This is a genomic window from Paraburkholderia graminis, assembly GCF_003330785.1.
Classification (GTDB): Bacteria; Pseudomonadota; Gammaproteobacteria; order Burkholderiales; family Burkholderiaceae; genus Paraburkholderia; species Paraburkholderia graminis.
In genome coordinates this window covers 2031986-2053507 of the sequence record NZ_CP024935.1, presented here as the reverse complement: position 1 = coordinate 2053507, position 21522 = coordinate 2031986, and the positions used below count along the sequence as shown (strand labels likewise).

Here is a 21522-nt window from a genome sequence, read left to right as displayed (position 1 = left end):
ACCGCCTATCATGAAACCTGCTGGATGACGGCCGTGAGCCTCTCGTGAGCGTCAGCACGGTCCCGCCTGCACCGCAGGTCACACCGCAAACATCATCACTGGAAACAGCATGAACGATTCAGGTCACGCCGCGGCGCTGCACGCGCGCGAGGCGTCCGCCGCGCCGGCGGTGCGAGATCTCACCGGCCTGCTCGACGCATTGCATGCGAGCGCCGCGCAACGCGATCTTGCCGGCGGCCATGCCGCACAGGAAAAACAGTGGATCGCCGACGCCGGCCTGCTCACGCTCGCCGTGCCGCGCGAATTCGGCGGCGAGGGCGCATCGTGGCCGCATATCTACCAGGTGATTCGCAAGATCGCGCAGGTCGACAGCGCGCTTGCTCATCTGCTCGGCTTCACGTTCCTGCAGGAAGTGAGCATTAATGTGTGGGGCAATGCCGAACAGCGCGCGCGCTATTTGAGCGGCACAGTCAAGGAACGATGGTGGTGGGGCAATGCGGTGAATCCGCTCGATACGCGCCTCGTTGCAAGTGCAACCATCGACGGCGGCTATCTTCTGAACGGCCAGAAGGGCTTTTGCTCAGGCACGCGCGGCTCGCAGATGATGACGGTCTCCGCACAAGATCCGCTCACCGGCAATTCCGTATTTGCAGTAGTGCCGACCACGCGCGAGGGCATCACCGTCAATGAAGACTGGAATCCGATCGGGCAGCGGCAGACCGACAGCGGCAGCGTTTCATTCGCGCAGGTCAGGGTCGAGCCGGACGAAGTGCTGCATCGCGCGGATACGCCGTACGCGAGTTTGCGCACGCTCGTCTCGCAGCAGGTCATGACCAATCTGTTCGTCGGCATTGCACAAGGCGCACTCGACGAAGCCCGAGCGTATGTCACGCAATACGGCAAACCGTGGCTGACTTCGGGCGTGGCGAAAGCCACCGACGATCCGTACCTGATCCAGCGTTTCGGCGAAATGCGCATCCAGGCGGTGAGCGCCGAGGCGCTGGCGGAACGCGCCGCGCAGGCGCTCGACGCCGCGTGGCGCGAAGGCCCCTCGCTGTCCGCCGAAGCGCGCGCGCATGTGGCGCTCGCCACATCGGAAGCGAAAATCGTCGCGCATCGCGCGGCGCTCGACGTCAGCGAAAAACTGTTCGATGCATGCGGCGCGCGCGCCACGCACGGGCCGCTTGCACTCGACCGCTTCTGGCGCAACGCGCGCGTGCATACGCTGCACGATCCGCTCGACTATCGCGTGCGCGATGTCGGCCGTTATGCACTGAGCGGGACATTGCCGGAAGTTTCTTTGTACACTTGAGGCGGTCCGCGGCGCAGCCATTCTGCGCGGCGGTTTTATTCCTCCTCGAGAGATTCCCGGATTGCAGTTCAAACTACCGACCACGGCAACGGCGCCGTTTTGTCCATCCGAAGTGCAAGGCTCGGTCGCCGTCTCGCAAGGCGCGCCTTTCTGGAAGAAGATCCTGCAGTTCGCGGGCCCCGGCCTGCTGGTGTCGATCGGCTATATGGACCCCGGCAACTGGGCGACCGACATCGAGGCCGGCTCGCGTTACGGCTACAGCCTGCTGTTCGTCGTCATGCTCTCGAGTCTCGCGGCGATGGCGCTGCAATGCCTGAGCATGCGTCTTGGCATCGTCACCGGGCGCGATCTCGCTGAACTGTCGCGAGCGCGTTATTCGCCGGCCGTCGCGCGGTTCCAATGGTTGCTCGCCGAGTTGTCGATCATCGCGTGCGATCTCGCCGAAGTGCTCGGCGGCGCGCTTGCATTCCATCTGCTCTTCAAATGCTCGCTGACCACGGGCGTGCTGCTCACGGCATTTGATACGCTGATCGTGCTCGGCCTGAAGGGCAAAAATTTCCGCGATCTCGAAGCGATCATGCTCGGCCTGATCGCGACGATCGGCGTCGGCTATATCGTCGAACTGGCGCTCGTGAAGCCGCATTGGCCGTCGGTCGCGCAAGGGCTGATTCCGTCGTGGCAGGCGCTGAGTTCGCGCGAGCCGATGTATCTCGCGATCGGCATTCTCGGCGCGACCGTGATGCCGCATAACCTGTATCTGCATTCGTCGATCGTGCAGACGCGCGCGGTCAAGCGCGATCCCGCGAGCATCGGCTCCGCAATCGGCATGTCGCGCATCGACACCATCGCTTCGCTGCTGCTCGCGTTGATGATCAACATGGCGATCCTGATTCTCGCGGCCGCTGCGTTTCATGCAACCGGCCACAATCAGGTCACCGAAATCGAAGACGCGTACAAGCTGCTCGCGCCGATTGTCGGCACCGGCTTCGCGGCGGTGTTGTTCGCGGTCACGCTGCTGGCATCGGGACAAAGCTCGACGTTCACGGGCACGGTCGCGGGACAGGTCATCATGGAAGGCTTTCTGAAGCTGAAGATTCCTTGCTGGCAGCGTCGCTTCATCACACGCGCGCTTGCGTTGATTCCCGCGCTGATCGGCGTGCAGATGATGGGCAACGGCGCGGTGGGCAAACTGCTCGTCGCGAGCCAGGTCGTGTTGAGCCTGCAATTGCCGTTCGCGCTTTATCCGCTGATCCGCATGACGGGCGACCGTTCGCTGATGGGCGAGTTCGCGAATACGCTGCTGACGAGAATCGTCGCGTGGTCGCTGTTTGCGGTGATCACTGCGGCGAATCTCTGGCTTGTCGTGCAGACGGTGGGACTGGCGGGGTAAGAGAACAGCGCAGCACCAAACAAAAAAGTCCGCGCAGAATTTATTCTGCGCGGACTTTTTCTTGATGCTTCGGTACGAATCGGGCGGACCAGCCCTCATCGTGGGTCCAGCGAGTTGCCTGGCTCAGGCGGCTTGAGCGACCTGCGCGACCTGCGCAGCTTCCATTGCTTCCTGGCGAGCCGCTGCGGCCTTCTTCGTCTTGCCGGCACGCGACGGCGGCTGGCATGCGCCGCACACCACGTTGTGCTGCAAGTCGTGCTTGTGCGCGACGAACTTGCCGGTGCAACGGCAGCACTTCGTCAGTTGCAGAATGTCGGCGTCGAAGAAACGCACCAGCGTCCACGCGCGCGTCAAGTCCAGCACCGGTTCGGTTTCGCTGTGCTTGCAGTGCTCGAGATACAGCCGATATCCCTTCGTCAGCGCGTCGAGATGCGAGCAGCGCGCTTCGTTCTTGAGGAACAGGTAGGTGTTGTAGAACAGCGAAGCGTGAATGTTCGCGAGCCACGTCATATACCAGTCCGCCGAGAACGGCAGCATGCCCTTGGGCGGCGATACGCCCTTCACCTCACGATACAGGCGGATCATGCGATCGCGCGAGAGCGTCAACTCGCTCTCGAGCACCTGCATGCGTGCGCCCAGTTCGATCAGCGCGATGGCGCGAAACACTTCTTGTGCGTCTTCCGTCAGGCTACGCTTAAGCATCGCAGTCACCCTATTAGGCAAATTGCTCGGCGGGCTGGCCTGCAAGCAGGATCGCCGCGTGAGTCGGTGCAACTGCGGTGTGCTTCGTCGTTTGCGTCAACGCCGACAACATCGAGTGGTCGTTGAAGCGGAAGAAGCACAAAAGCTGATCGGAAGAGGCCAGCTTGACGATCTGCGCGAGCGACAGCCCGGCAAGCAGATCGGCCAGTTCCGACGACAAGCCCAGACGGAACATGCCGACGGGTTTGTCCTCACGCAACATGCGTTGCGCAAGCATGATGTACGACAGGTTAATCTCGCGGATTGAGTCCAGCGTCTCGCTGCTACGGTCCATTTTCTGTGTTTCCGAAGCCCCGAATTACTAAGTCGGCTTTTTGCCGTTATCTCTTTTGTGCCTCGCCGAAAACGTTGTCCTTCGGCTACGGGTCGCTCGGTTGATACAGATGGCGACCTTTTGATACATCGCGTTACATTTCGTAACAGCTTGGGACGAATTGTATGAAGGGCAAAACAAGAAATCAATCCCTTCTCGAAAAAATATCTCAAAAAGATGCATCAAATTTCGGTAAGAATTTCACCGGCCTGTAATAGGCGATGCTACACGGCTTTTGCGGCCGTGCCGGCAATGGTCTGATCCATGAAAACCCTTGTGCGGCGGGGATGAGGGCGTATCGTCCGCGCAACAGCCGATCGTTGTGCGCACAACCGGTAAATAAGTCTGAATGAAAGGGAAAGAGAAAAGCCGAAGAAAAATGTGTAATAAATACCGTCGGCTTTTCGTGCTTTGGGGACAGAAGACAGTTGTAACGGACTGCTGCCGCCCCGGTTACAAACCAGGGCGACTTTGTAACTTCCCCGGTGAGAATCAGCAGCCGGTGCGACGTACCCGTTCGACTTCGAGGCCGAACGCGGGCCGCAGGCGCGTGCCTAGCACGTTGCCGGCAAACGCCGCGACGAGCCACAGCCAGCCGTGCAGGCTGCCGGAGACGATGCCGCTGAAGTACGCGCCGATGTTACAGCCGTAGGCGAGGCGCGCGCCGTAGCCGAGCAGCAGGCCGCCGACCACGGCCGCGATCAGCGAACGCATCGGCACTTTCCAGACCGGCGCGTAACGCCCGGCCAGCGCGGCGGCGGCCATCGCGCCGAGAATGATGCCGACGTCCATCACGGTCGTGACGTCGTGTGTAACAGGCGCTGCGAGCGCGCCCGCGTTCGCGCGGGTCGCCCAGTACGGCCAGCTCGCGACGTCTATCCCGAGCGCGGCGAAGAGCTTTGCGCCCCACAGCGCGAACGCCGAGGTGACGCCCCACGGGCGGCCCGACAGCGCGAGCGTCGCGAAGTTGAGCAGCACGAGGGCGAGCGCGCCGACGAACAGCGGCCACGGCCCTTGCAGCCACGGCGACGCGCGCGGCGGGCGTGCCGCCTCGTTGACGAGAGCTCCGTGCCGGCGTCGTTCGACGAGCACCGTCAGCGCCGCGATGGCCGCGAAAATCGCCAGATTGAGCGCGATGGCGCTGCCTGCGCCGAGCGTCGTCACCATCGAGAGCGGCTTGAGCGACGGGAGCGCGGTCCAGAACGGCATATGCGCGGTGGCCACGACCGAGCCGGTGACGAACGCGGCCAGCGTCACGATCATTCGCGTGCTGCCGCCGCCGACCGTGTACAGCGTGCCGGACGCGCAACCGCCGCCAAGCTGCATGCCGACGCCGAACATGAACGCGCCGACCACCACGGAGGTGCCCGCGGGCGCGACCAGACCGACAACCGGATGCCCAAACAGGCTGCCCGACGCGAGCGCCGGGAAGAACAGCACGACGCCGACGGCGAGCATCAGCATCTGCGCGCGAAGGCCGGCGCCGCGGCCATCGGCGATAAATACGCGCCACGCCGACGTAAAGCCGAATGCCGCGTGATAGAGCGACAGGCCGAGCAGCGCGCCGACTATGTAGAGCGCGGCCTGGCGGCCGCTGACCGTCTGCGCCAGATAGACGGCGCCGAGCGCGATCAGCAGCAGAGCCGCGGCAAGCGGTTTGGGGTTGAGGTCGTAGCGGCGCGGCGCACGGGAAAGCGGAGTGGAGAGATCGGACATGATGAGTACGGTAGGCGGACTTTGGCGCGGCGGCGGCTCGCGACGTGAACGTCGTCGGGAGGCTCAGCGCGCTGGGTCGACACATGCAAAGTGGATCGAAAAAGATAGCACGTGGGGGAGATTTGCGCAGAGGGGTGGGGCGTGCGTTGGGTGAGCGCGGCGCTCGCGTATGTGTCTCGGTCGAGAGGGACGCTAGCGTATGTGCGTTGGTTCGGCGGTGCTCTGGCGTGTGTCTGTCGGTTCAGCGTGGCGCTGGCTGCGTTCCGTTGAGCGTCACGCCGCCGTGCGCGGGCGGTTGAGCGGAGCGCTGGCATATGCGGTCCGTTGAACGCCACGCCGCCGTCTGCGGTCGCTCAAGCGCTGCGCTGGCGTATGCGGTCCGTTGAGCGTCGCGCGCCGTGTGCGGTTGGTCAAGCGGAGCGCTGTCATATGCGTTCCGGTTGCGCCTGTTCGCGACCGGGAGCTGAGCCCGCAGACGTCAATCAACTCCACGATCCCGACCGCAACCTCGCGGCGCTACTTCAGGCGACGCGCGAGAGGGCGTCGCCGATCTTGCGGGCAGCCCGGCGTTGCGTCGCGCGTACAAGCGACTACGCGACTACGCGACTACGCGACTACGCGACTACGCGACTACGCGACTACGCGACCACGCGACCACGCGACCACGCGACCACGCGACTACGCGACTACGCGACTACGCGACCACGCGACCACGCGACTACGCGACCACGCGACCACGCGACCACGCGACCACGCGACCACGCGACCACGCGACCACGCGCCCACGCGCCCACGCGACCACGCAGCCACGCAGCCACGCGGCCACTCGACCACTCGACCACTCGACCACGCTTTCACGCGCCGGCAGCCGCCTCCCTGTCCGCAGCGCCGTCCACGCGCTGCTTCTCCGCGAAGTCGCGCAGTGCGGCCGCGGTTTGCGGATCCGCCGGAAAGAACGCCTCGATGGCGAGTTCAGAAAGCGTCACGTCCACTGGCGTGCCGAACACCGTCGTCGTGCTGAAGAACGACAGCACGCCAAGCGGCGTGCGCAGCCGCAGCGGCACGGCGATCTGGTTGAGCGGGCTATTGGCGGCATCGGGCGCGGCGGCGCCGGGCGGGCTCGGGTAAGCAGCCAGCTCGTCGCGCAGCGCGCTGAGGGTGTCGTCGGCGCTTACGTCGATTTGCCGTTGCAGCCGCGCGAGCACGTGCTCGCGCCACGCGTGCCAGTTGACGATCGACGACGCAATGCCTTCCGGATGCAGGCTCAGGCGCAACGCGTTGACGGGCGGCTTCAGCAATTCGGGACTCGCGCCCGCGAGCAGCGGTGCGAGCGCATTGTTGGTGGCGACAATCGTCCAGTGACGGTCGATGGCAAGCGCCGGATACGGCTCGTGGCCCTTCAGCACCAGCTCGACGGCCTCGCGCGCGGCGCTCAGTTGCGGGTCCGACAGCGGACGCTCGCGAAACAGCGGCGCGTATCCCGCGGCGACCAGCAGCGCGTTGCGCGCGCGCAGCGGCACGTCGAGGCGCTCGGCGAGGTGCATCACCATTTCGCGGCTCGGCGTCGCGCGGCCGGATTCGACGAAGCTCAGATGCCGCGTCGAGATGTCGGCTTCGGCGGCGAGCAGCAATTGACTCATTCGTCGACGCTGCCGCCATTCACGCAGCAGATCGCCGACACTGCGGCTAGCCGTGGGCGGCGCCGACGCGGCGCTTTGCGCAAGAGAAAGTGTGTTCATGCCACCGATGATAGCCAAAGCGCCGCGGCAATCCATTACTTGGGAGGTAATGGGTGGGGCGTGTCGCAGGTCGTTTGTGGCTTGACGCTCGCCGCGTGTAGCCGCACCTCGCTGCCCCTCTCCTCGCGCATGGCTGCGCCTCGCCGCTAGCCGCCCCGTCGCTCGCGTCGCCGCTCGCCGCGTGTGGCCGCGCCTCGCTTCCGCTCTCGCCGCGCAGTGCTACGCCTCGCCGCTGGCCGTCCCACCGCTGGCCGTCCCCGTCCCGTCGCTCCCGCTGCCGCCCGCCGCGCGTGGCCGCACTTCGCTGCTCCTCTCGCAGCGCATGGCTCCGCCTCGCCACCCCAGCCGCCACATTGCCCGCCCACCGCAGCACCCCGATTACCTCCCACGTAATCGACCGACGTCGCCCAAACCGCGAATCTTCACTCCGAGCCCGCCGCACGCGACGCGCGTGCCGAGCGTAGCGCTCTATCACGCCATAGGAGTAGGAGATGAACGCGCACACCAACCTGATCGACCGTTATTTCGAAGCATGGAACGAGACCGACGGCGCGCGCCGCCGCGAACTGATCGCCGCGACCTGGGCACGCGACGCCGATTACCGCGACCCGCTGATGACCGGCGCGTGCCACGACGGCATCGACGCGATGATCCAGGCCGTGCAGGAGCGCTTTGCCGGTCACACGTTCCGCCGCTCGACCGACGTCGACGGCTTCGGCAATCGCCTGCGCTTTTCGTGGGAACTCGTGACGCCCGCCGGCGATGCGATCGTCAAGGGCTCCGACTTCGGCACGGTCGACGCGCACGGGCGCCTTCAGTCCGTGACCGGGTTCCTCGACCAGGTGCCAGCGGGCGCCTGAGCGGCCACCGCCAATCGCAATCCGCCATCGCCAATCACCATCGCCCATCTTTCATGGAGAGCATCATGCACGAGCCCGCCGGCGTCACGACTCGTTCGCCCGTCAGAACGTTCGCGCGATTCGCTGCCGCGATGGACGCGTTCTCCGGCGCGATCGCCGGCTTCGCGCTGCTCGCCGGCGCGCGCGCGTTCATGTTCACCGCGTTGCTCGGCTGGCGCGAACCGGTGCTCGGCGGCGCGGGGCTGATGCTGCTCGCGATCATCGGATGGTTGCGGTGGCGTTGCCGCGGCAAGAGGCGTGGGGCGTCCGGCGCGCCCGGCGCGCCCGGCGCGTCTTGCGCGGCGCACTGAATCTCTCCGAAGCGCGCGACGTTGCTTGCTACAATCGTTTGCCGTATTGCGATCAAGGCAATCGATTCAATCCATTCGAATAACCGCAAGCAACTTGCATGGAGACACAGTGCTAAAGAACCTCGATCCCCTGCTGAACGCCGACATCCTGCATGCACTACGCTCAATGGGCCACGGCGACGAACTCGTGATCTGCGACGCGAACTTTCCGGGCAACTCGGTCGCGCATTCCACGGTGCTCGGCAAGCTGCTTCATCTGGACGGCGTGAGCGCGCCGCGTGCGGTCCGCGCCGTGCTTTCCGTGCTGCCGCTCGATACCTTCATCGAGCAACCGGCGTCGCGGATGGAAGTCGTCGGCGAGCCGCATACCATTCCGGCCGTGCAGCGCGAGGCGCAGATCGAGGTCAATGCCGCCGAGGGGCGCGAGGTGCCGTTTGCATCCATCGAACGCTTCGCGTTTTACGAGCGCGCGCGCAAAGCGTATTGCGTGATCGCGACGGGTGAAGACCGTGGCTACGGCTGCTTCGTCTTCACGAAAGGCGTGCTGCTCGCGCCGGACGCGCTCCGTTGATAGTGCACGACGCCGCCGGTTCGCGGCGTCAGCGTCGGTGAAGACGTTTGAAGCCAATCGTGCCGCCGGGCATCCCCGGCTCGCAGACCACGCATCCAACGCTTGCCCGCCTTGGAAAGCGCGGGCAATCCACTTATGCTCAGAGGCAAAGCAGGGAACTGTGGCCCTTTAGCCGGGTCTGCTGCTTATTCATCTACAGGAGCACCTCATGACGCGTCCCGTCGATTCCGGCGTTATTCTCATCGCGCGTATTGCGCTTGCTGTTCTGTTCCTGTGGGGCGGCGTGATGAAACTGCTGGGCTATGCGGGCTTTGTCGGCTACCTGCATTCGAAGGGCGTGCCGTTCGTGCAGATCGCCGCGCCGATCGCCACCGCCGTGGAGGCATTGGGCGGCCTGCTGTTGATCGTCGGCTTCAAGGTGCGTCCGCTCGCGCTCATCATGGCGGTCTACACGGTGGCAACCGCGGTCCTGGGCCACGACTTCTGGAATGTGACCGACGCCGCCTTGCAGCGCGACATGGTGATTCATTTCTGGAAAAACATCGGCATCGCCGGTGGTTTTCTGCTGCTGTTCGTGACCGGCGCGGGGCGTATCAGTATCGACGGTGCGCGCGCGCCGCGCAGCGGGTTGGGCCTTTGAGCGCCCGCGTTCACGATTTAGCCGGTTCGACCGGCTGCCGTATTCGGCCGCAATCAAGGGAGCACATATGATTCAAAGTTTCGAGCAATCCATTGGGGGCAAGGTGCTGCAGTTGTGCGCGAGTCTTGGCGAAGGGCCCACGCCGCATCGCGTGATCATCAGCCTTGCCGATTCCGCGAAAACGCTCGTCGTTCTCGATGCGTCCGGATTCCTGGGCGCGATCAAGGCGGAGATCGAAGAGCCGGAAAAACTGATCGCCGATGCAATCAGCAAGGCGCAAAACGAAGGGCTGATCGAAGCCGCGATCAACACCGGCACGATTCAGGAAGCGCCGCTGTAGCTCGCCGGCGCAGTGGTGCAGGGCGCGCTCGTGGCTGAGCGCTTGATAGACGCCCGATAGACGCCCGATAGACCGCTGACGACCCCTGTGGCCTCGAGCCGCCGGGGTCGTTTTTTATTGCGCGTGCGTTTAAAGGCGAGCCGAGACGAACGAACGAACGCGAACCGAGACGCGGCGCACGAAGCCTCGACAGCCAGTCTGCAACATCAGCGCGAATTGCCCACGCGCACGGAGTCCGCGTCGCCCCGCGCCGTCGACGACGAATGCGGCTGCGGATGCACGAGGCAACTCATCACGCCGCCGAACACCAGCAGCCCGACCGAGATCGCCGTCGCCGTTTGCATGCCCGAAACGATTTGCGTCGCCGCGGAGCCGCTCGCGAGCGCGCCGAAGGCGGCCACGCCCACCGCGCCACCCGCCTGGCGCGCCGTGTTCAATACCGCCGATGCCGTGCCCGCGCGCCGCGCTTCCACCGATGCCAGCACGGCGGTCGTCATCGCCGGCACGGCGAGCCCCATGCCGGACGGGATCAGCAGGAACGGCAGCAGCAAGCCGATGAGCGGCGTGCCGGCATCGACGAAATGCAGCAGGCCGTAGCCGAGCCCGGCGGTGATGGCGCCGGCGATCATTGGCACACGCACGCCGAAGCGTCCGACCACCCAGCCGCTCGCCACGTTCGAAATCAGGAAGCCGCCGGTCAGCGGCAAAAACGCGAGCCCGGCCTGCAACGGCGTGTAGCCGCGCGCCCGCTGCAAATACAGGCTCAGCACGAAGACCATGCCGTAATACGTCATGTTCACGCAGATGCCGAACAGCACGGCCGCGCTGAAGCTGCGTTTACTGAAGAGCGACAGCGGCAGCATCGGCGCGCGCGCCCGCGCCTCAACGGCGACGAATGCGCCGCCCGCGAGCGCCGCGAGCACGAAGCCGCCCGCGACGAGCGGATGACTGAGCCCCAGCGGCCGCCATTCGATCACGGCGGCGACGAACGCCGTCAACGCGACAACGGCGAGCGACTGGCCGCCGAGGTCGATGCCGCGCGGACTCGCATCTGCTTTCGCGGCGATCTGCGGACGCGGCACCCACAGCAAGGTCGCGAGAAAGCCGGCGGCGCAAATCGGCAGATTGACGAGGAAAATGCTGCGCCAGCCGAAGGCCGCGATCAGCAGGCCGCCCAACACCGGGCCGGCGGCGATCGAAATGGCGCCTGACGCCGTCCACAGTCCGACCGCGCGGGCGCGAAGTTTCGGGTCGTGCCCGTACGACTGGTTGAGCAGCGCCAACGAGTTCGGCAGCATCGCGGCGGCGCCGACGCCTTGCAGCGCGCGGGCCGCGACGAGCATCGGCGCGTCGAGCGCGAGGCCGCAGGCAAGCGACGCCAGCGCGAACAGCACGATGCCCGCCGCATACAGCCGGCGCGCGCCGAAGCGGTCGCCGAGCGCGCCGGCCGACAGCATCAGCACGGCGAAGGCGAGCGTGTACGCATCGACGACCCATTGCAGGCCCGCGACGTTCGCGTGCAGATTCGCGCCGATCTGCGGCAGCGCAATATTGACGATGGTCACGTCCAGCTGCGTGACGACGAAGCCGACGCTGACGGTCGCGAGCACGCGGCCGAGGGCGGGCGAAACGGGTGTTTTTTGGGAGTTCATGCGACACATCGTAGGCCGATGGCGCGCCCGATGTTTCGGGCCGGCGTGAAGTGTCGATGTCGGTGGAAGACCCGTGCAGGATATGCGCTCAGTCGCGTCGCCGCCTGAACGAACGCACTCGCTCGCACATGCGAAAACGGCGCGCCTGCAAAGGCGCGCCGTTCGCGTCATTCATGAGCGCACACGCAGGATCAGCGCTTGTACGGCGCGTCCTTGATGAAGAGCGCAGTCAGCGCGCCCAGCACGCAGATCGTGCCGACGTACAACGGCGCGGCCATCGGGTTCGATTTCATCATCAGCGAGACGGCGATCGGCGTCAGTCCGCCGAAGATCGCGTACGCGACGTTGTACGAAAACGAGATGCCCGAGAAGCGCACGACCGGCGGAAAGGCTTTCACCATCACGAACGGAATCGCGCCGATCACGCCGACCAGCAGGCCGGTCACGCCGTACAGCGGCACGAGCGTGGACGTATCGACGGCGAGCTGCTGGAACATCGCATAGTAGGTCGCCGCCAGCGCCAGGCCGCCGATGAAAATCGTGCGTCCCGCGCCGACGCGCCCGGCGATCGAGCCCGCCATCACGCAGCCGATCGTCAGGCACAGCGTCGCCACGCAGTTCGCGAGCAGCGCGGTGGCCGGCGCGATGTGAAACTGCTTTTGCAGCAGCGTCGGCGTCATCAGGATCACGACGACGATCGCGGCCGACAGCATCCACGTAAGCAGCATCGACACGATGACCGCGCGGCCGTGGTCGCGCAGCACGGCCTTGAGCGGCACTTCGGCGGCAATCGCCTTGCGTTGCTTGAGTTCGGCGAACACCGGCGTCTCGTGCAGCCAGCGGCGCAGATAAACCGAAAACATGCCGAACACGCCGCCGATCAGGAACGGAATGCGCCACGCGTAATCGGCGATTTCAGCAGGCACGAAATTGCGATTCACCGCCGACGCGATCAGCGAGCCGAGCAGGATGCCCGCCGTCAGCCCGGCCGTCAGCGTGCCGCACGCGTAGCCGATGTGCCGCTCGGGCACGTGCTCGGAGACGAACACCCACGCGCCCGGCACCTCGCCGCCGACCGCCGCGCCCTGCATCACGCGAAACAGCAGCAGAAGAACCGGCGCCATTACGCCGATGCTCGCGTAAGTAGGCAGGAGACCCATCATCAGCGTCGGCACGGACATGAGCAGCACGCTTAGCGTGAACATGCGCTTGCGGCCGAACAGATCGCCGAAGTGCGCCATGATGATGCCGCCGAGCGGCCGCGCCAGATAACCCGCGGCGAAGATGCCGAAGGTCTGCACCTGGCGCAGCCAGTCCGGCATCGCGGCCGGAAAGAATAGCTGGCCGATTGCCGGCGCAAAAAACACGAAGATGATGAAGTCGTAGAACTCGAGTGCGCCGCCCAGGGCCGCGAGGCCGAGCGTTTTATAGTCGCTGCGCCCAAGCGGGCGTGGGGTGACAGCCTGCGCTCCACCCAGATTTGTCGCTTGCATTGCTATGTCGTTGTGTTGAATTGGAAACCACGTGTGGCGTGGAAAAACGGCGCTCGTCGGGCGAGAAGTGTGGCAACGGCTGGGTAGAGCGCGGGACACCGGCGCGCCGTCCCGGGTAGGGCGGCGCGATGACGAAGTAAGCCAACCGGCGATTTTACAGGATGAAAGCGATTCGCCTCGGGAAGTGCTTAATTAGATTGGGAAAGTTCTGCTTGAGTCCGCGTTTCGTGGCGGGCTTGGGGAAAGCCGGGCCTGGGTACAGGAAGTCGGCTGTAGTCCGTCGGCGATTCGTCGAGCGGATTCGTCTGAGCAAACGCTAAATTAGGATTGGTCCTATGGGATAGCGCGGGTGGGCCTTCGAGAATCGCGTCCACGCCATCAGTTATGAGTCATCCCATGCGCATTGCCATTCTCCAACGTGATCCCGTCATGCGTCAGTCGATTGAAAAGATTCTGACGAGCGCCGGCCATACCTGCGCGGGCTACGACGACGGTCTCACCATGTCGAAAACGCTTGCCCGATCCACCGTGGATCTGCTGGTGCTGGACTGGCACGGCACGCGCCTGTCGGGCACCGAGGTGTTGCGCACGGCGCCCGCGGTCGGCGGCGACCGGATGCCGGTGATTTTCGTGTCGCGCGACACGTCCGAGGAGAGCATGGTGCGCGCGTTCGTCAACGGCGCCGACGACTACGCGTCACTGCCGCTGCGCCCGGCCGAATTCCGCGAGCGCGTCACGGCGTTGCTGCGGCGCGCCTATCCGGAGCGCTTCGGCACCGCGAGCTTCGACGTGGGCCCGTACCGCTTCGACACGCATCGCCAGGTCGTCATGCTGCGCGGCCAGCCGGTCGCGTTGTCCGGCACGCAATACCGGCTCGCCTCGCTGTTCTTCTCGAACATTGGCCGCGTGATGTCGCGCGATCACATTTTCGCGATGGTGTGGGGCCGCGAATTCCGCGAGTTCACGCGCACCATCGACAGCCACGTGTCGCGGCTGCGTCTGTTGCTCGCAATCGAGCCGCAAAACGAGTTTCGCTTGCAGCCGGTTTATAAGAGCGGCTACAGGCTGCTGCATCTGCGTCACGAGGACGCCGTGCACGCGCAGCCGCAGGCGGCCTGAAGCCTTTATTCACGCTCAAACTCGCACACCGGCACTCGCTCAAAGGCGCGGCAATTGCGGCCGCGTTTCTAGCGACTTGCGGATCAACGCTTCCACCGCCGCGCGCTCGTCGCCCGCGAGCGGCAGGCGCGGCGGGCGCACCGGCTCCGTGCCGAGTCCCACCATCGCTTCGGCGAGCTTGATGTTCTGAACCAGCTTCGACGATACGTCGAGCGCGAGCAGCGGCGCGAACCAGCGGTAAATCGCCCGCGCTTCTTCCAGGCGTCCCGCTTTCAACAGCTTGTAGATCGCCACCGTCTCATGCGGAAACGCGCACACGAGACCGGCCACCCAGCCATGCGCGCCCATCAGGATGGCTTCCATCGCGAGATTGTCGACGCCGCACAGAATCGCGAAGCGGTCGCCGACCGCGTTGATCAGATCGGTCACGCGCCGCACGTCGCCGCATGATTCCTTGATCGCGACGATCTTTTTCTCGTCGGCGATTTCGGCGAACATCTCGGGCGTCATATCGACGCCGTACGCGAGCGGATTGTTGTAGATCATCAGCGGCAGTGCGCTTGCGTCGGCGACGCTGCGAAAGTGATGCAGCGTCTCGCGCCGATCGGACAGATAGCGCAGGCCCGGCAGCACCATGAAACCGGCGGCGCCGCGCCGGCTGCCGTGTTCGGCCTGGCGGCAGGCGTCGAGCGTGCTGTTTTCCGCGATCGTCAGCAGCACCGGCACGCGGCCGCGCGAGGCGTCCACGGCGATGTCGAGCACTTCCAGCTTTTCGTCGAGCGAGAGCGTCGACGCTTCGCCAAGCGATCCGCACACGATGATGCCGTCCACGCCCGCGTCGATCTGCGCTTCGATATTCTTTGCGGTCCACGCACGGTCTATGCTGAAATCCGCGTTGAACTTGGTGGTGACCGCCGGCAATACGCCTTCCCAGATATGCGCCACGACTGCTCTCCTGAATGTGATGAGTCGAAGCGCAGTGTAAGCAGCGAAAACGCCGCCGTCTTGCGTCAATCGCGCGTAGCGGATGACGATTTCGGCATAGTGGGGTTCGAGGTCGCACTTAGAAGGCGGGGCGGTGCTGCGTTTTTGCGATATGTTAAGAGGCGGCTGAGAGGCGCTTGTGCGGCGGTCCGCGCTGGGCAAACGGCCGTGCTTTTGCCGCTGCGGCCGAGGCGCGGCCGCAAGTTCATTCAGCGTTGCGTGGCCTGCGGAACCACGCAGCGGTAAAACTACAACCTATGCCGAAATCGTCACAATCCACGCGCAGTCGCACCAAGACTCGCGCGTGCGCCGTTCCTACCATGTGCGTCATGAAAACGCTCAATATCATCGACTCCCACACCGGCGGTGAACCGACCCGCCTCGTCGTGTCCGGCGGCCCCGATCTCGGCGGCGGAACGCTCGCAGAGCGGCTCGACGTATTCCGCACGCGCTTCGACGACTGGCGCGCCGGCATCGTCACCGAACCGCGCGGCTCGGACGTGGTAGTCGGCGCGGTGCTGTGCGAACCCGACGACCCGTCGTGCGCGGCCGGCGTGATCTTCTTCAACAACGTCGGCTATCTCGGCATGTGCGGGCACGGCACGATCGGCCTCGTAGTGTCGCTCGCGCATATGGGGCGGATCGCGCCAGGGCGTCATCGGATCGAGACGCCCGTCGGCGTGGTGGAAGCGACGCTCAACGACGACGGCAGCGTCGCCGTGCGCAATGTGCCGGCGTATCGCTATCGCGAGGCCGTTCAGGTGGACGTGCCGGGATATGGCGTGTTGACGGGCGACATCGGCTGGGGCGGCAACTGGTTTTTCCTCGTCGCCGAACATGGCCGTTCGTTGGAGCCGGCGCACATTCCTGAGTTGACGGCGTTCAGCGCCGCGATCCGCGACGCGCTCATCGCGCAGCGGATCACCGGCGCGGATGGCGCGTTGATCGACCATATCGAGCTCTTCGGGCCGGGTTCGCGCGACGGCATCGACAGCCGCAGTTTCGTGCTCTGTCCGGGCAACGCGTACGACCGCTCGCCGTGCGGCACGGGCACCAGCGCGAAAGTCGCGTGCCTCGCGGCGGACGGCAAGCTCGCCGAAGGCGCGGTGTGGCGGCAGGAGAGCATTATCGGCAGCATGTTCGAGGCGAGCTATCGTCACGCGGACGACGGCCTCGGCGTGATTCCGACCATCACCGGACACGCGCATATCACGGCGGAAGGGCGGCTTTGCTTCGACGAACGCGATCCGTTCGCGTGGGGCATCCGCACGGCATGACGGCGGATGCATTGATCGTCGGCGCGGGCATCGTCGGCGCGGCCTGCGCGGCCGAACTCGCCGCGCTCGGCATGCGCGTCGAGGTGCTGGACGCGCAAGGCATCGGCGGCGGCGCGACGGCGGCCGGGATGGGCCATATCGTCGTGATGAACGACTCGCCCGCTGAACTGGCGCTCTCGCTCTATTCGCGCGACCTCTGGCTGCAACTCGCGCCTCGGCTGCGCACGCGCGACGCGTTCGCGCGCTGCGGCACGCTCTGGCTCGCCGCCGACGAAGAAGAATGGCAAGCCGCCCGCGCCATGCACGCCGCTTACGAAGCGCATGGCGTTGCAGCGCAACTGCTCGACGCGTCCGCGCTGCGCGAATGCGAGCCGGCGGTGGCGGCGTCGCTTGTCGGCGGTTTGCGCATCGAGCACGACAGCATCGTGTACGCGCCGACGGCCGCCGAGTGGCTGCTGACGCAATCGCCGGCGTCGGCGAACATCGGCGTGCGGCTCGGCGCGTCCGTTGTTTCCGTGGATGCAACGGGCGTCACGCTGGCAAACGGCGAGCGGCGCGGCGCACGGCATGTGATCGTCGCAAACGGCCTCGGCGCTCGCGAACTCGTGCCGACGCTGCCGCTGCAACCGAAGAAGGGCCATCTGCTGATCACCGACCGTTACCCCGAGCTGATCCATCATCAATTGCTCGAGCTCGGGTATATCAAGAGCGCGCACCACGCGACGGGCACGTCGGTCGCATTCAATGCGCAGCCGCGGCCGACGGGGCAGTTGCTGATCGGCTCATCGCGCCAGTTCGACACGACCGACCCCGCAGTCGAGATGCCCGTGCTCGCGCAGATGCTGCAGCGCGCCGCGCACTATCTGCCGATGCTGCCGCAGCTCAACGGCATTCGCGCATGGACCGGCTTTCGCGCGGCATCGCCGGATGGCTTGCCGCTCATCGGTCCGGCCGGCGACGCCGCGCCCGGCGTGTGGCTTGCGGTCGGTCATGAGGGGCTGGGTGTGACGACATCGCTTGCGACGGCGAAGCTGCTTGCCGCACAGATCGTCGGAGAGACGGCGGCGATTCCGGTCGAGCCTTATTTGCCTGCGCGGTTCGTGCACGAGGTGGCGCATGAGTAAGAGTGGCGAGGCGCGGGTTCGGGTGATGATCGACGGAGTGGCTGTCGAGGTCGACGCCGGGACGACCGTGGCGGCGGCGCTGGTGGTTGTGGGTTGCGGGAGCGGCACGCGGGTGTCCGTGCGCGGCGAGCCGCGCGCTGTTCTCTGCGGGATGGGTGTCTGTCAGGAATGCCGCGTGACGATAGACGGACGCGCGCATGTGCTCGCGTGCCAGACGTTGTGCCGCGATGGGCAAGTCGTGCATACGCAGAAGGTGAACGCACCGTGACTCAGCACTTCGACGTGATCGTAGTAGGCGCCGGCCCGGCCGGTCTCCACGCCGCGCTTGCATCGGCACGCGAAGGCGCGGCCGTCGCGTTGCTCGACGACAATCCGCGCGTCGGCGGCCAGATCTGGCGGCAGGGGCCAGGCTCGGCGCCGCAGTCGCCGCTGTGCGCTCTGCTCGCCGATTTAAGCCGCCGGGGCAACGTGACTCATTTTCCATCGACGCGCGTCATCGCGCCGCTCGCGCCGCGCGGTCTGCTGGTCGAATCGGCGGAACGAGGCGGCGTGTGCATGACATACGAGCGGCTGATCCTCGCGACCGGCGCACGTGAGCGCTTGCTGCCGTTCGCCGGCTGGACGCTGCCCGGCGTCACCGGCGCGGGCGCGCTGCAGGCGCTGATCAAAGGCGGCATGCCGGTACGCGGTGAGCGCGTCGTGATTGCGGGCAGCGGTCCGTTGCTGATCGCCGCATTGGCCACGGCACGCGCAGCCGGCGCGCGAGTGCTCGCGGTGGTCGAGCAGGCTTCGGCCATAAAGGTCGCGCGTTTTGGCGCTTCGCTTCTACGCGAACCCGCGAAGCTGCGGCAGGCCGTGAGCATGACGCGCGGTTTCGGCGGCACGCGCTACTGGACGAGCAGCATGGTCGAAGCGGCGCACGGCGAACACCGCGTGCAACAGGTCACGATCCGGCGCGGCGAGCGCAGGGTGACGCTCGATTGCGAGCGTGTCGCGTGCGGGTTTGGGCTGGTGCCGAATGTCACGCTCGCGCAGGCGCTCGGCTGTGCGATCGACGAAGCAGGCGGCATCGTCGTCGATGCTTCGCAGCGCACCTCGGTCGAGGGCGTGTTCGCGGCGGGCGAGTGCACGGGAGTGGGCGGCGCGGAGTTGGCGTCGATCGAAGGGGAAATCGCGGGGTTGGGCGTGGGTGAACGCAGCAGCGTCGACGGATCGAGCCCCGAACTAACCGCAAGCTCCCGCCTCCGCCCGCTTCACGCACAACGCCAACGCTGGCGCCGCTTCGCGGCGCGCGTCGAAACCGCCTTCGCTCTGCAGCCCGCCGCGCGCATCCCGCCCGCCGACGACACCCTGCTATGCCGCTGCGAAGACGTCAGCGTCGGCGAAGTGCGCGCGTTCCAGAACTGGCGCGACGCCAAGCTGCACACCCGTTGCGGGATGGGCGCCTGCCAGGGAAAGATCTGCGGGACCGCCGCCAACGTGTACTTCGGTTGGCCATCGGCGGCGCCGCGTCCGCCATTCAGTCCCGCGCAAATCGGCACGCTGATCGCAGCGGCCGGGCATCCGCCCCAGACCGAATGACGTGCGCCGATCATCGCCGGCACGCGCATATTGTCGGCGAATCGGCGGCTTTATAATCGACGGCGCATGCATGGTGAATCGACCAGAACCGAACCGCATCTGCTGCAAACAACCCAGCGCCACAAGCGTCAAAAACCGCTCACGCATCCGCCCTCACAACCGGCTCGGACCCACGGGACCCGCACGATGAACACGCTGGCTCATCAGTTTCCCCCTGACGAAGCACCGTTGTCCGCCATGCTGTCGCACTTCCGGCAGCTCGAGCCCGTATTCGACGCGCTGCCCGACGTCGTTTTCTTCGTGAAGGACGCCGACGCGCGCTACGCGCTCGTGAACCGCACGCTCGCTTCGCGCTGCGGCTTCAAGGAGAAAACGGCGCTGCTCGGCAAGACCGCCGAGGACGTGTTTCCGCGCCGCTTCGGCCGCATCTACACCGCGCAGGACGAGGGCGTGATCCACGTCGGCAATCAGATGATCGATCAGCTCGAATTGCATCTTTATCCGGGACGTCAGCCGGGCTGGTGCCTGACGAGCAAGCAGCCGTTGCGCGACGCGGCGGGCAAGATCATCGGACTGGCCGGCATCTCACGCGATCTGAGAGCGGACGAGAGCAGCCATCCCGCGTATAGCAGGCTCGCGACGGTCGTGCAGTTCATCCAGGAAAACTACGTGCAGCCGCTGAACCTGAAGCAACTGGCTGCAATGGCGGATATGTCGGTCGCGCAGCTCGAGCGCTACTTTCACAAGGTGTTTCATCTGACGCCGCGTCAGGTTCTGCTGAAGACGCGGCTCGATGCCGCGACCGCGCTGCTGGTCTCGAACGACAAGGTCACCGACGTCGCCGCGCTATGCGGCTACACCGATCACAGCGCGTTCACGCGGCAATTCAAGGCGACTGTCGGCGTCACGCCGACCGAATACCGGATGCTGCTGCACGGCACGTCGAGGAACTGAACCTGGCTTATGGTTCGCCGCAAGCATCACTATTACGTGTACGTCGTCTTGCTCGACGACACCGTCTGGAACGAGCCGCGCTTTCGCCGCGCGAATCCGGGCTACCGGTTCGACAAGCCCTGCGTGTATGTGGGGATGACCGGGCTCGATCCCGATCTGCGCTTCGACCGGCACAAGGCCGGCATTCAGGCGAATCGCTACGTGCGCGACTACGGCTTGCGCCTCGTGCCTGAGTTATACGAAGTGTTCAATCCGATGCCCTATCGCGGCGCACAGGACATGGAAGTCGAATTGGCGATTGGACTGCGTGAAGCGGGGTACGGCGTGTGGCAAGCGTAACCGTGGCAAGCGCAGGTGTGCAGGCGTAGCGTTACTTAACACCGAGTCCGCGCAGCACGGCATTGCCCTCGGACGTCAAACGGATGCGCGAGCCGCCGGCATCGTTCGAAATCGTTTCGATCAGACCGGCTTCGTGCAGTTGCGGAATCTCGGGTTTGGCGGAAGCGTCGATCGGCGCGTGCAGCAGGAGCAGCAGCGTCGCCAGTTCGTGATGGCTCAGCAGGCGGCGCAGGATGGTGGGGCGCTTCGCCGGCGGCGGGTTGTCGTTGGTATTTTGTTCGGGCTGGTTCATGGTGCGCACCTCGTGCGGTAGTGTCCGAGGCATGATGGGGACGAAGTCTTAAACGGTTCTTAAGAACCATTGTCCTGTAACACCGTGACACGAAGATGGCAGCGGCGCAGCTTACCAACCCTTAACGGCCGGGCTTTCGATTGCTTTCTGCTGTGCTTGCGTGACTTACGGCGCGCAGGTTTTCCCCGCGGTTTCGATCCACAGATTATTGACGTGGCGCTTGCCCGCGTAGAAGCGGTACGTTGTCGCACCATTGTCGCTGCGCACCTTGACGATGTTCGAATCGCCGAAGTCGAGCATCTGGCCTTGCGGGATCGACGTGGATTTGAAAGCGGCGTTGTGGTTCGTCGCGAGTTGCGTGAGGCAAGCGACGACGTCGTTGACCGAGCGCTGCGTGGTGGTGTCCGTGACCGGCTCGCCGGCGTCCGGATTCTTCTGGAAGTAGGCGCAAGCGCTGAAAAGAAGGGGAACTGACAGGACTACGGCAAACTTCTTCATATCTCTCCTGGCGTTTCGTTCGGCGGGCGGTGGGTGCAGGTGCAAGCCCGAGACGAGCGGGCTGGGCTCGCGCCGCGGACAGCGCCGCCGACATGACCGGCGATGCAGCCGCACGGCGCGGACCGCGAATCAGGCTGCATTATATCGGGCGAGAGCCCGTGTCTAACCGATCCGCACGGCGCGTGCCTGCCGCGTAGCTTTGCTCAGTCACGAACC

23 protein-coding genes are annotated in these 21522 nt (G+C 65.4%); 14 read left to right on the top strand and 9 right to left on the bottom strand.

The genetic code is table 11. From position 1 onward, the window contains the following. Positions 1-109: 109 nt before the first annotated feature. Entirely contained in the window at positions 110-1312 is a 1203-nt protein-coding gene (locus CUJ91_RS27320; protein WP_006052745.1) for an acyl-CoA dehydrogenase family protein, read from the top strand. 61 nt (positions 1313-1373) lie between these two features. Further along, on the top strand, positions 1374-2702 hold the full coding sequence (locus CUJ91_RS27315) for an Nramp family divalent metal transporter (protein ID WP_029970124.1): 1329 nt from the start codon (positions 1374-1376) through the stop codon (positions 2700-2702). A 123-nt stretch (positions 2703-2825) separates the two neighbouring features. On the opposite strand, the gene flhC is transcribed toward CUJ91_RS27315, so the two are convergent. The 4 genes from flhC to CUJ91_RS27295 all read right to left on the bottom strand — a co-directional run bounded on the left by flhC (position 2826) and on the right by CUJ91_RS27295 (position 7232). After that, entirely contained in the window at positions 2826-3404 is a 579-nt protein-coding gene (gene flhC / locus CUJ91_RS27310) for a flagellar transcriptional regulator FlhC (RefSeq protein ID WP_006052743.1), read from the bottom strand. 13 nt (positions 3405-3417) lie between these two features. Next, the gene (gene flhD / locus CUJ91_RS27305) at positions 3418-3738 is read right to left on the bottom strand and encodes a flagellar transcriptional regulator FlhD (RefSeq protein ID WP_006052742.1); all 321 of its coding nucleotides are present in this window, start codon (positions 3736-3738) and stop codon (positions 3418-3420) included. Between the two features lie 531 nt (positions 3739-4269). Then, positions 4270-5493: a YeeE/YedE family protein gene (locus tag CUJ91_RS27300; RefSeq protein WP_114157621.1), complete on the bottom strand. Its 1224-nt coding sequence runs from the start codon at positions 5491-5493 to the stop codon at positions 4270-4272. Between the two features lie 854 nt (positions 5494-6347). Further along, on the bottom strand, positions 6348-7232 hold the full coding sequence (locus tag CUJ91_RS27295) for a helix-turn-helix domain-containing protein (protein WP_425273892.1): 885 nt from the start codon (positions 7230-7232) through the stop codon (positions 6348-6350). Positions 7233-7723: 491 nt separating this feature from the next. Between CUJ91_RS27295 and CUJ91_RS27290 the strand changes: the two genes are divergently transcribed. The 5 genes from CUJ91_RS27290 to CUJ91_RS27270 all read left to right on the top strand — a co-directional run bounded on the left by CUJ91_RS27290 (position 7724) and on the right by CUJ91_RS27270 (position 9993). Continuing rightward, positions 7724-8092, top strand: coding sequence for a nuclear transport factor 2 family protein (locus CUJ91_RS27290; RefSeq protein WP_107709410.1), 369 nt, complete (start codon positions 7724-7726; stop codon positions 8090-8092). A gap of 65 nt (positions 8093-8157) precedes the next feature. Next, on the top strand, positions 8158-8442 hold the full coding sequence (locus CUJ91_RS27285) for a hypothetical protein (RefSeq protein ID WP_114157619.1): 285 nt from the start codon (positions 8158-8160) through the stop codon (positions 8440-8442). 109 nt (positions 8443-8551) lie between these two features. Further along, on the top strand, positions 8552-9013 hold the full coding sequence (locus CUJ91_RS27280; RefSeq protein WP_114157618.1) for an RbsD/FucU family protein: 462 nt from the start codon (positions 8552-8554) through the stop codon (positions 9011-9013). Between the two features lie 208 nt (positions 9014-9221). Beyond that, positions 9222-9653 carry a DoxX family protein gene (locus CUJ91_RS27275; protein WP_006052736.1) on the top strand — a complete coding sequence of 144 codons (432 nt, stop codon included), beginning with the start codon at positions 9222-9224 and terminating at the stop codon, positions 9651-9653. Positions 9654-9720: 67 nt separating this feature from the next. Continuing rightward, a complete protein-coding gene (locus CUJ91_RS27270; RefSeq protein WP_006052735.1) occupies positions 9721-9993 on the top strand; it encodes a hypothetical protein in 273 nt (90 codons plus the stop codon). A 206-nt stretch (positions 9994-10199) separates the two neighbouring features. Here the strand turns inward: CUJ91_RS27270 and CUJ91_RS27265 are convergent, their stop codons facing one another. Beyond that, the gene (locus CUJ91_RS27265; RefSeq protein ID WP_114157617.1) at positions 10200-11654 is read right to left on the bottom strand and encodes an MFS transporter; all 1455 of its coding nucleotides are present in this window, start codon (positions 11652-11654) and stop codon (positions 10200-10202) included. A 182-nt stretch (positions 11655-11836) separates the two neighbouring features. Continuing rightward, entirely contained in the window at positions 11837-13138 is a 1302-nt protein-coding gene (locus tag CUJ91_RS27260; RefSeq protein WP_053860089.1) for an MFS transporter, read from the bottom strand. Between the two features lie 396 nt (positions 13139-13534). On the opposite strand from CUJ91_RS27260, the gene CUJ91_RS27255 reads away from it, so the two are divergent. Then, positions 13535-14257, top strand: a complete 723-nt coding sequence (locus CUJ91_RS27255; RefSeq protein ID WP_114157616.1) for a response regulator transcription factor — start codon at positions 13535-13537, stop codon at positions 14255-14257. A gap of 39 nt (positions 14258-14296) precedes the next feature. Here the strand turns inward: CUJ91_RS27255 and CUJ91_RS27250 are convergent, their stop codons facing one another. Then, positions 14297-15202 carry a dihydrodipicolinate synthase family protein gene (locus tag CUJ91_RS27250; protein WP_114157615.1) on the bottom strand — a complete coding sequence of 302 codons (906 nt, stop codon included), beginning with the start codon at positions 15200-15202 and terminating at the stop codon, positions 14297-14299. 359 nt (positions 15203-15561) lie between these two features. Here CUJ91_RS27250 and CUJ91_RS27245 point away from each other — a divergent pair, with 359 nt between their 5' ends. The 6 genes from CUJ91_RS27245 to CUJ91_RS27220 all read left to right on the top strand — a co-directional run bounded on the left by CUJ91_RS27245 (position 15562) and on the right by CUJ91_RS27220 (position 20516). Then, a complete protein-coding gene (locus CUJ91_RS27245) occupies positions 15562-16518 on the top strand; it encodes a 4-hydroxyproline epimerase (protein WP_114157614.1) in 957 nt (318 codons plus the stop codon). Continuing rightward, complete coding sequence (locus CUJ91_RS27240; RefSeq protein ID WP_114158082.1) at positions 16515-17642, top strand: NAD(P)/FAD-dependent oxidoreductase; 1128 nt, start codon at positions 16515-16517, stop codon at positions 17640-17642. Before CUJ91_RS27245 ends, CUJ91_RS27240 begins: the two co-directional genes overlap by 4 nt. Beyond that, a complete protein-coding gene (locus CUJ91_RS27235) occupies positions 17635-17910 on the top strand; it encodes a (2Fe-2S)-binding protein (protein WP_053860092.1) in 276 nt (91 codons plus the stop codon). The genes CUJ91_RS27240 and CUJ91_RS27235 overlap by 8 nt, the downstream gene beginning before the upstream one ends. Further along, complete coding sequence (locus tag CUJ91_RS27230) at positions 17907-19223, top strand: FAD-dependent oxidoreductase (RefSeq protein ID WP_114157613.1); 1317 nt, start codon at positions 17907-17909, stop codon at positions 19221-19223. Before CUJ91_RS27235 ends, CUJ91_RS27230 begins: the two co-directional genes overlap by 4 nt. Before the next feature lie 186 nt (positions 19224-19409). Beyond that, complete coding sequence (locus CUJ91_RS27225; protein ID WP_006052725.1) at positions 19410-20177, top strand: AraC family transcriptional regulator; 768 nt, start codon at positions 19410-19412, stop codon at positions 20175-20177. Positions 20178-20186: 9 nt separating this feature from the next. Further along, entirely contained in the window at positions 20187-20516 is a 330-nt protein-coding gene (locus CUJ91_RS27220) for a hypothetical protein (RefSeq protein ID WP_114157612.1), read from the top strand. Between the two features lie 31 nt (positions 20517-20547). On the opposite strand, the gene CUJ91_RS27215 is transcribed toward CUJ91_RS27220, so the two are convergent. Together CUJ91_RS27215 and CUJ91_RS27210 are read right to left on the bottom strand one after the other, a co-directional pair. Further along, positions 20548-20808, bottom strand: a complete 261-nt coding sequence (locus CUJ91_RS27215) for a hypothetical protein (RefSeq protein WP_006052723.1) — start codon at positions 20806-20808, stop codon at positions 20548-20550. A gap of 165 nt (positions 20809-20973) precedes the next feature. Next, positions 20974-21306: a hypothetical protein gene (locus CUJ91_RS27210; RefSeq protein WP_114157611.1), complete on the bottom strand. Its 333-nt coding sequence runs from the start codon at positions 21304-21306 to the stop codon at positions 20974-20976. Positions 21307-21522: the final 216 nt, after the last annotated feature.

Bases quoted from the DNA above. Each gene is read 5' to 3' on its own strand.
- CUJ91_RS27320 (WP_006052745.1), top strand. From the start codon at position 110: ATGAACGATTCAGGTCACGCCGCGGCGCTGCACGCGCGCGAGGCGTCC.
- flhC (WP_006052743.1), bottom strand. From the start codon at position 3,404: ATGCTTAAGCGTAGCCTGACGGAAGACGCACAAGAAGTGTTTCGCGCC.
- flhD (WP_006052742.1), bottom strand. From the start codon at position 3,738: ATGGACCGTAGCAGCGAGACGCTGGACTCAATCCGCGAGATTAACCTG.
- CUJ91_RS27300 (WP_114157621.1), bottom strand. From the start codon at position 5,493: ATGTCCGATCTCTCCACTCCGCTTTCCCGTGCGCCGCGCCGCTACGAC.
- CUJ91_RS27295 (WP_425273892.1), bottom strand. From the start codon at position 7,232: ATGAACACACTTTCTCTTGCGCAAAGCGCCGCGTCGGCGCCGCCCACG.
- CUJ91_RS27290 (WP_107709410.1), top strand. From the start codon at position 7,724: ATGAACGCGCACACCAACCTGATCGACCGTTATTTCGAAGCATGGAAC.
- CUJ91_RS27285 (WP_114157619.1), top strand. From the start codon at position 8,158: ATGCACGAGCCCGCCGGCGTCACGACTCGTTCGCCCGTCAGAACGTTC.
- CUJ91_RS27275 (WP_006052736.1), top strand. From the start codon at position 9,222: ATGACGCGTCCCGTCGATTCCGGCGTTATTCTCATCGCGCGTATTGCG.
- CUJ91_RS27270 (WP_006052735.1), top strand. From the start codon at position 9,721: ATGATTCAAAGTTTCGAGCAATCCATTGGGGGCAAGGTGCTGCAGTTG.
- CUJ91_RS27265 (WP_114157617.1), bottom strand. From the start codon at position 11,654: ATGTGTCGCATGAACTCCCAAAAAACACCCGTTTCGCCCGCCCTCGGC.
- CUJ91_RS27260 (WP_053860089.1), bottom strand. From the start codon at position 13,138: ATGCAAGCGACAAATCTGGGTGGAGCGCAGGCTGTCACCCCACGCCCG.
- CUJ91_RS27255 (WP_114157616.1), top strand. From the start codon at position 13,535: ATGCGCATTGCCATTCTCCAACGTGATCCCGTCATGCGTCAGTCGATT.
- CUJ91_RS27245 (WP_114157614.1), top strand. From the start codon at position 15,562: ATGTGCGTCATGAAAACGCTCAATATCATCGACTCCCACACCGGCGGT.
- CUJ91_RS27240 (WP_114158082.1), top strand. From the start codon at position 16,515: ATGACGGCGGATGCATTGATCGTCGGCGCGGGCATCGTCGGCGCGGCC.
- CUJ91_RS27235 (WP_053860092.1), top strand. From the start codon at position 17,635: ATGAGTAAGAGTGGCGAGGCGCGGGTTCGGGTGATGATCGACGGAGTG.
- CUJ91_RS27225 (WP_006052725.1), top strand. From the start codon at position 19,410: ATGAACACGCTGGCTCATCAGTTTCCCCCTGACGAAGCACCGTTGTCC.
- CUJ91_RS27220 (WP_114157612.1), top strand. From the start codon at position 20,187: ATGGTTCGCCGCAAGCATCACTATTACGTGTACGTCGTCTTGCTCGAC.
- CUJ91_RS27215 (WP_006052723.1), bottom strand. From the start codon at position 20,808: ATGAACCAGCCCGAACAAAATACCAACGACAACCCGCCGCCGGCGAAG.
- CUJ91_RS27210 (WP_114157611.1), bottom strand. From the start codon at position 21,306: ATGAAGAAGTTTGCCGTAGTCCTGTCAGTTCCCCTTCTTTTCAGCGCT.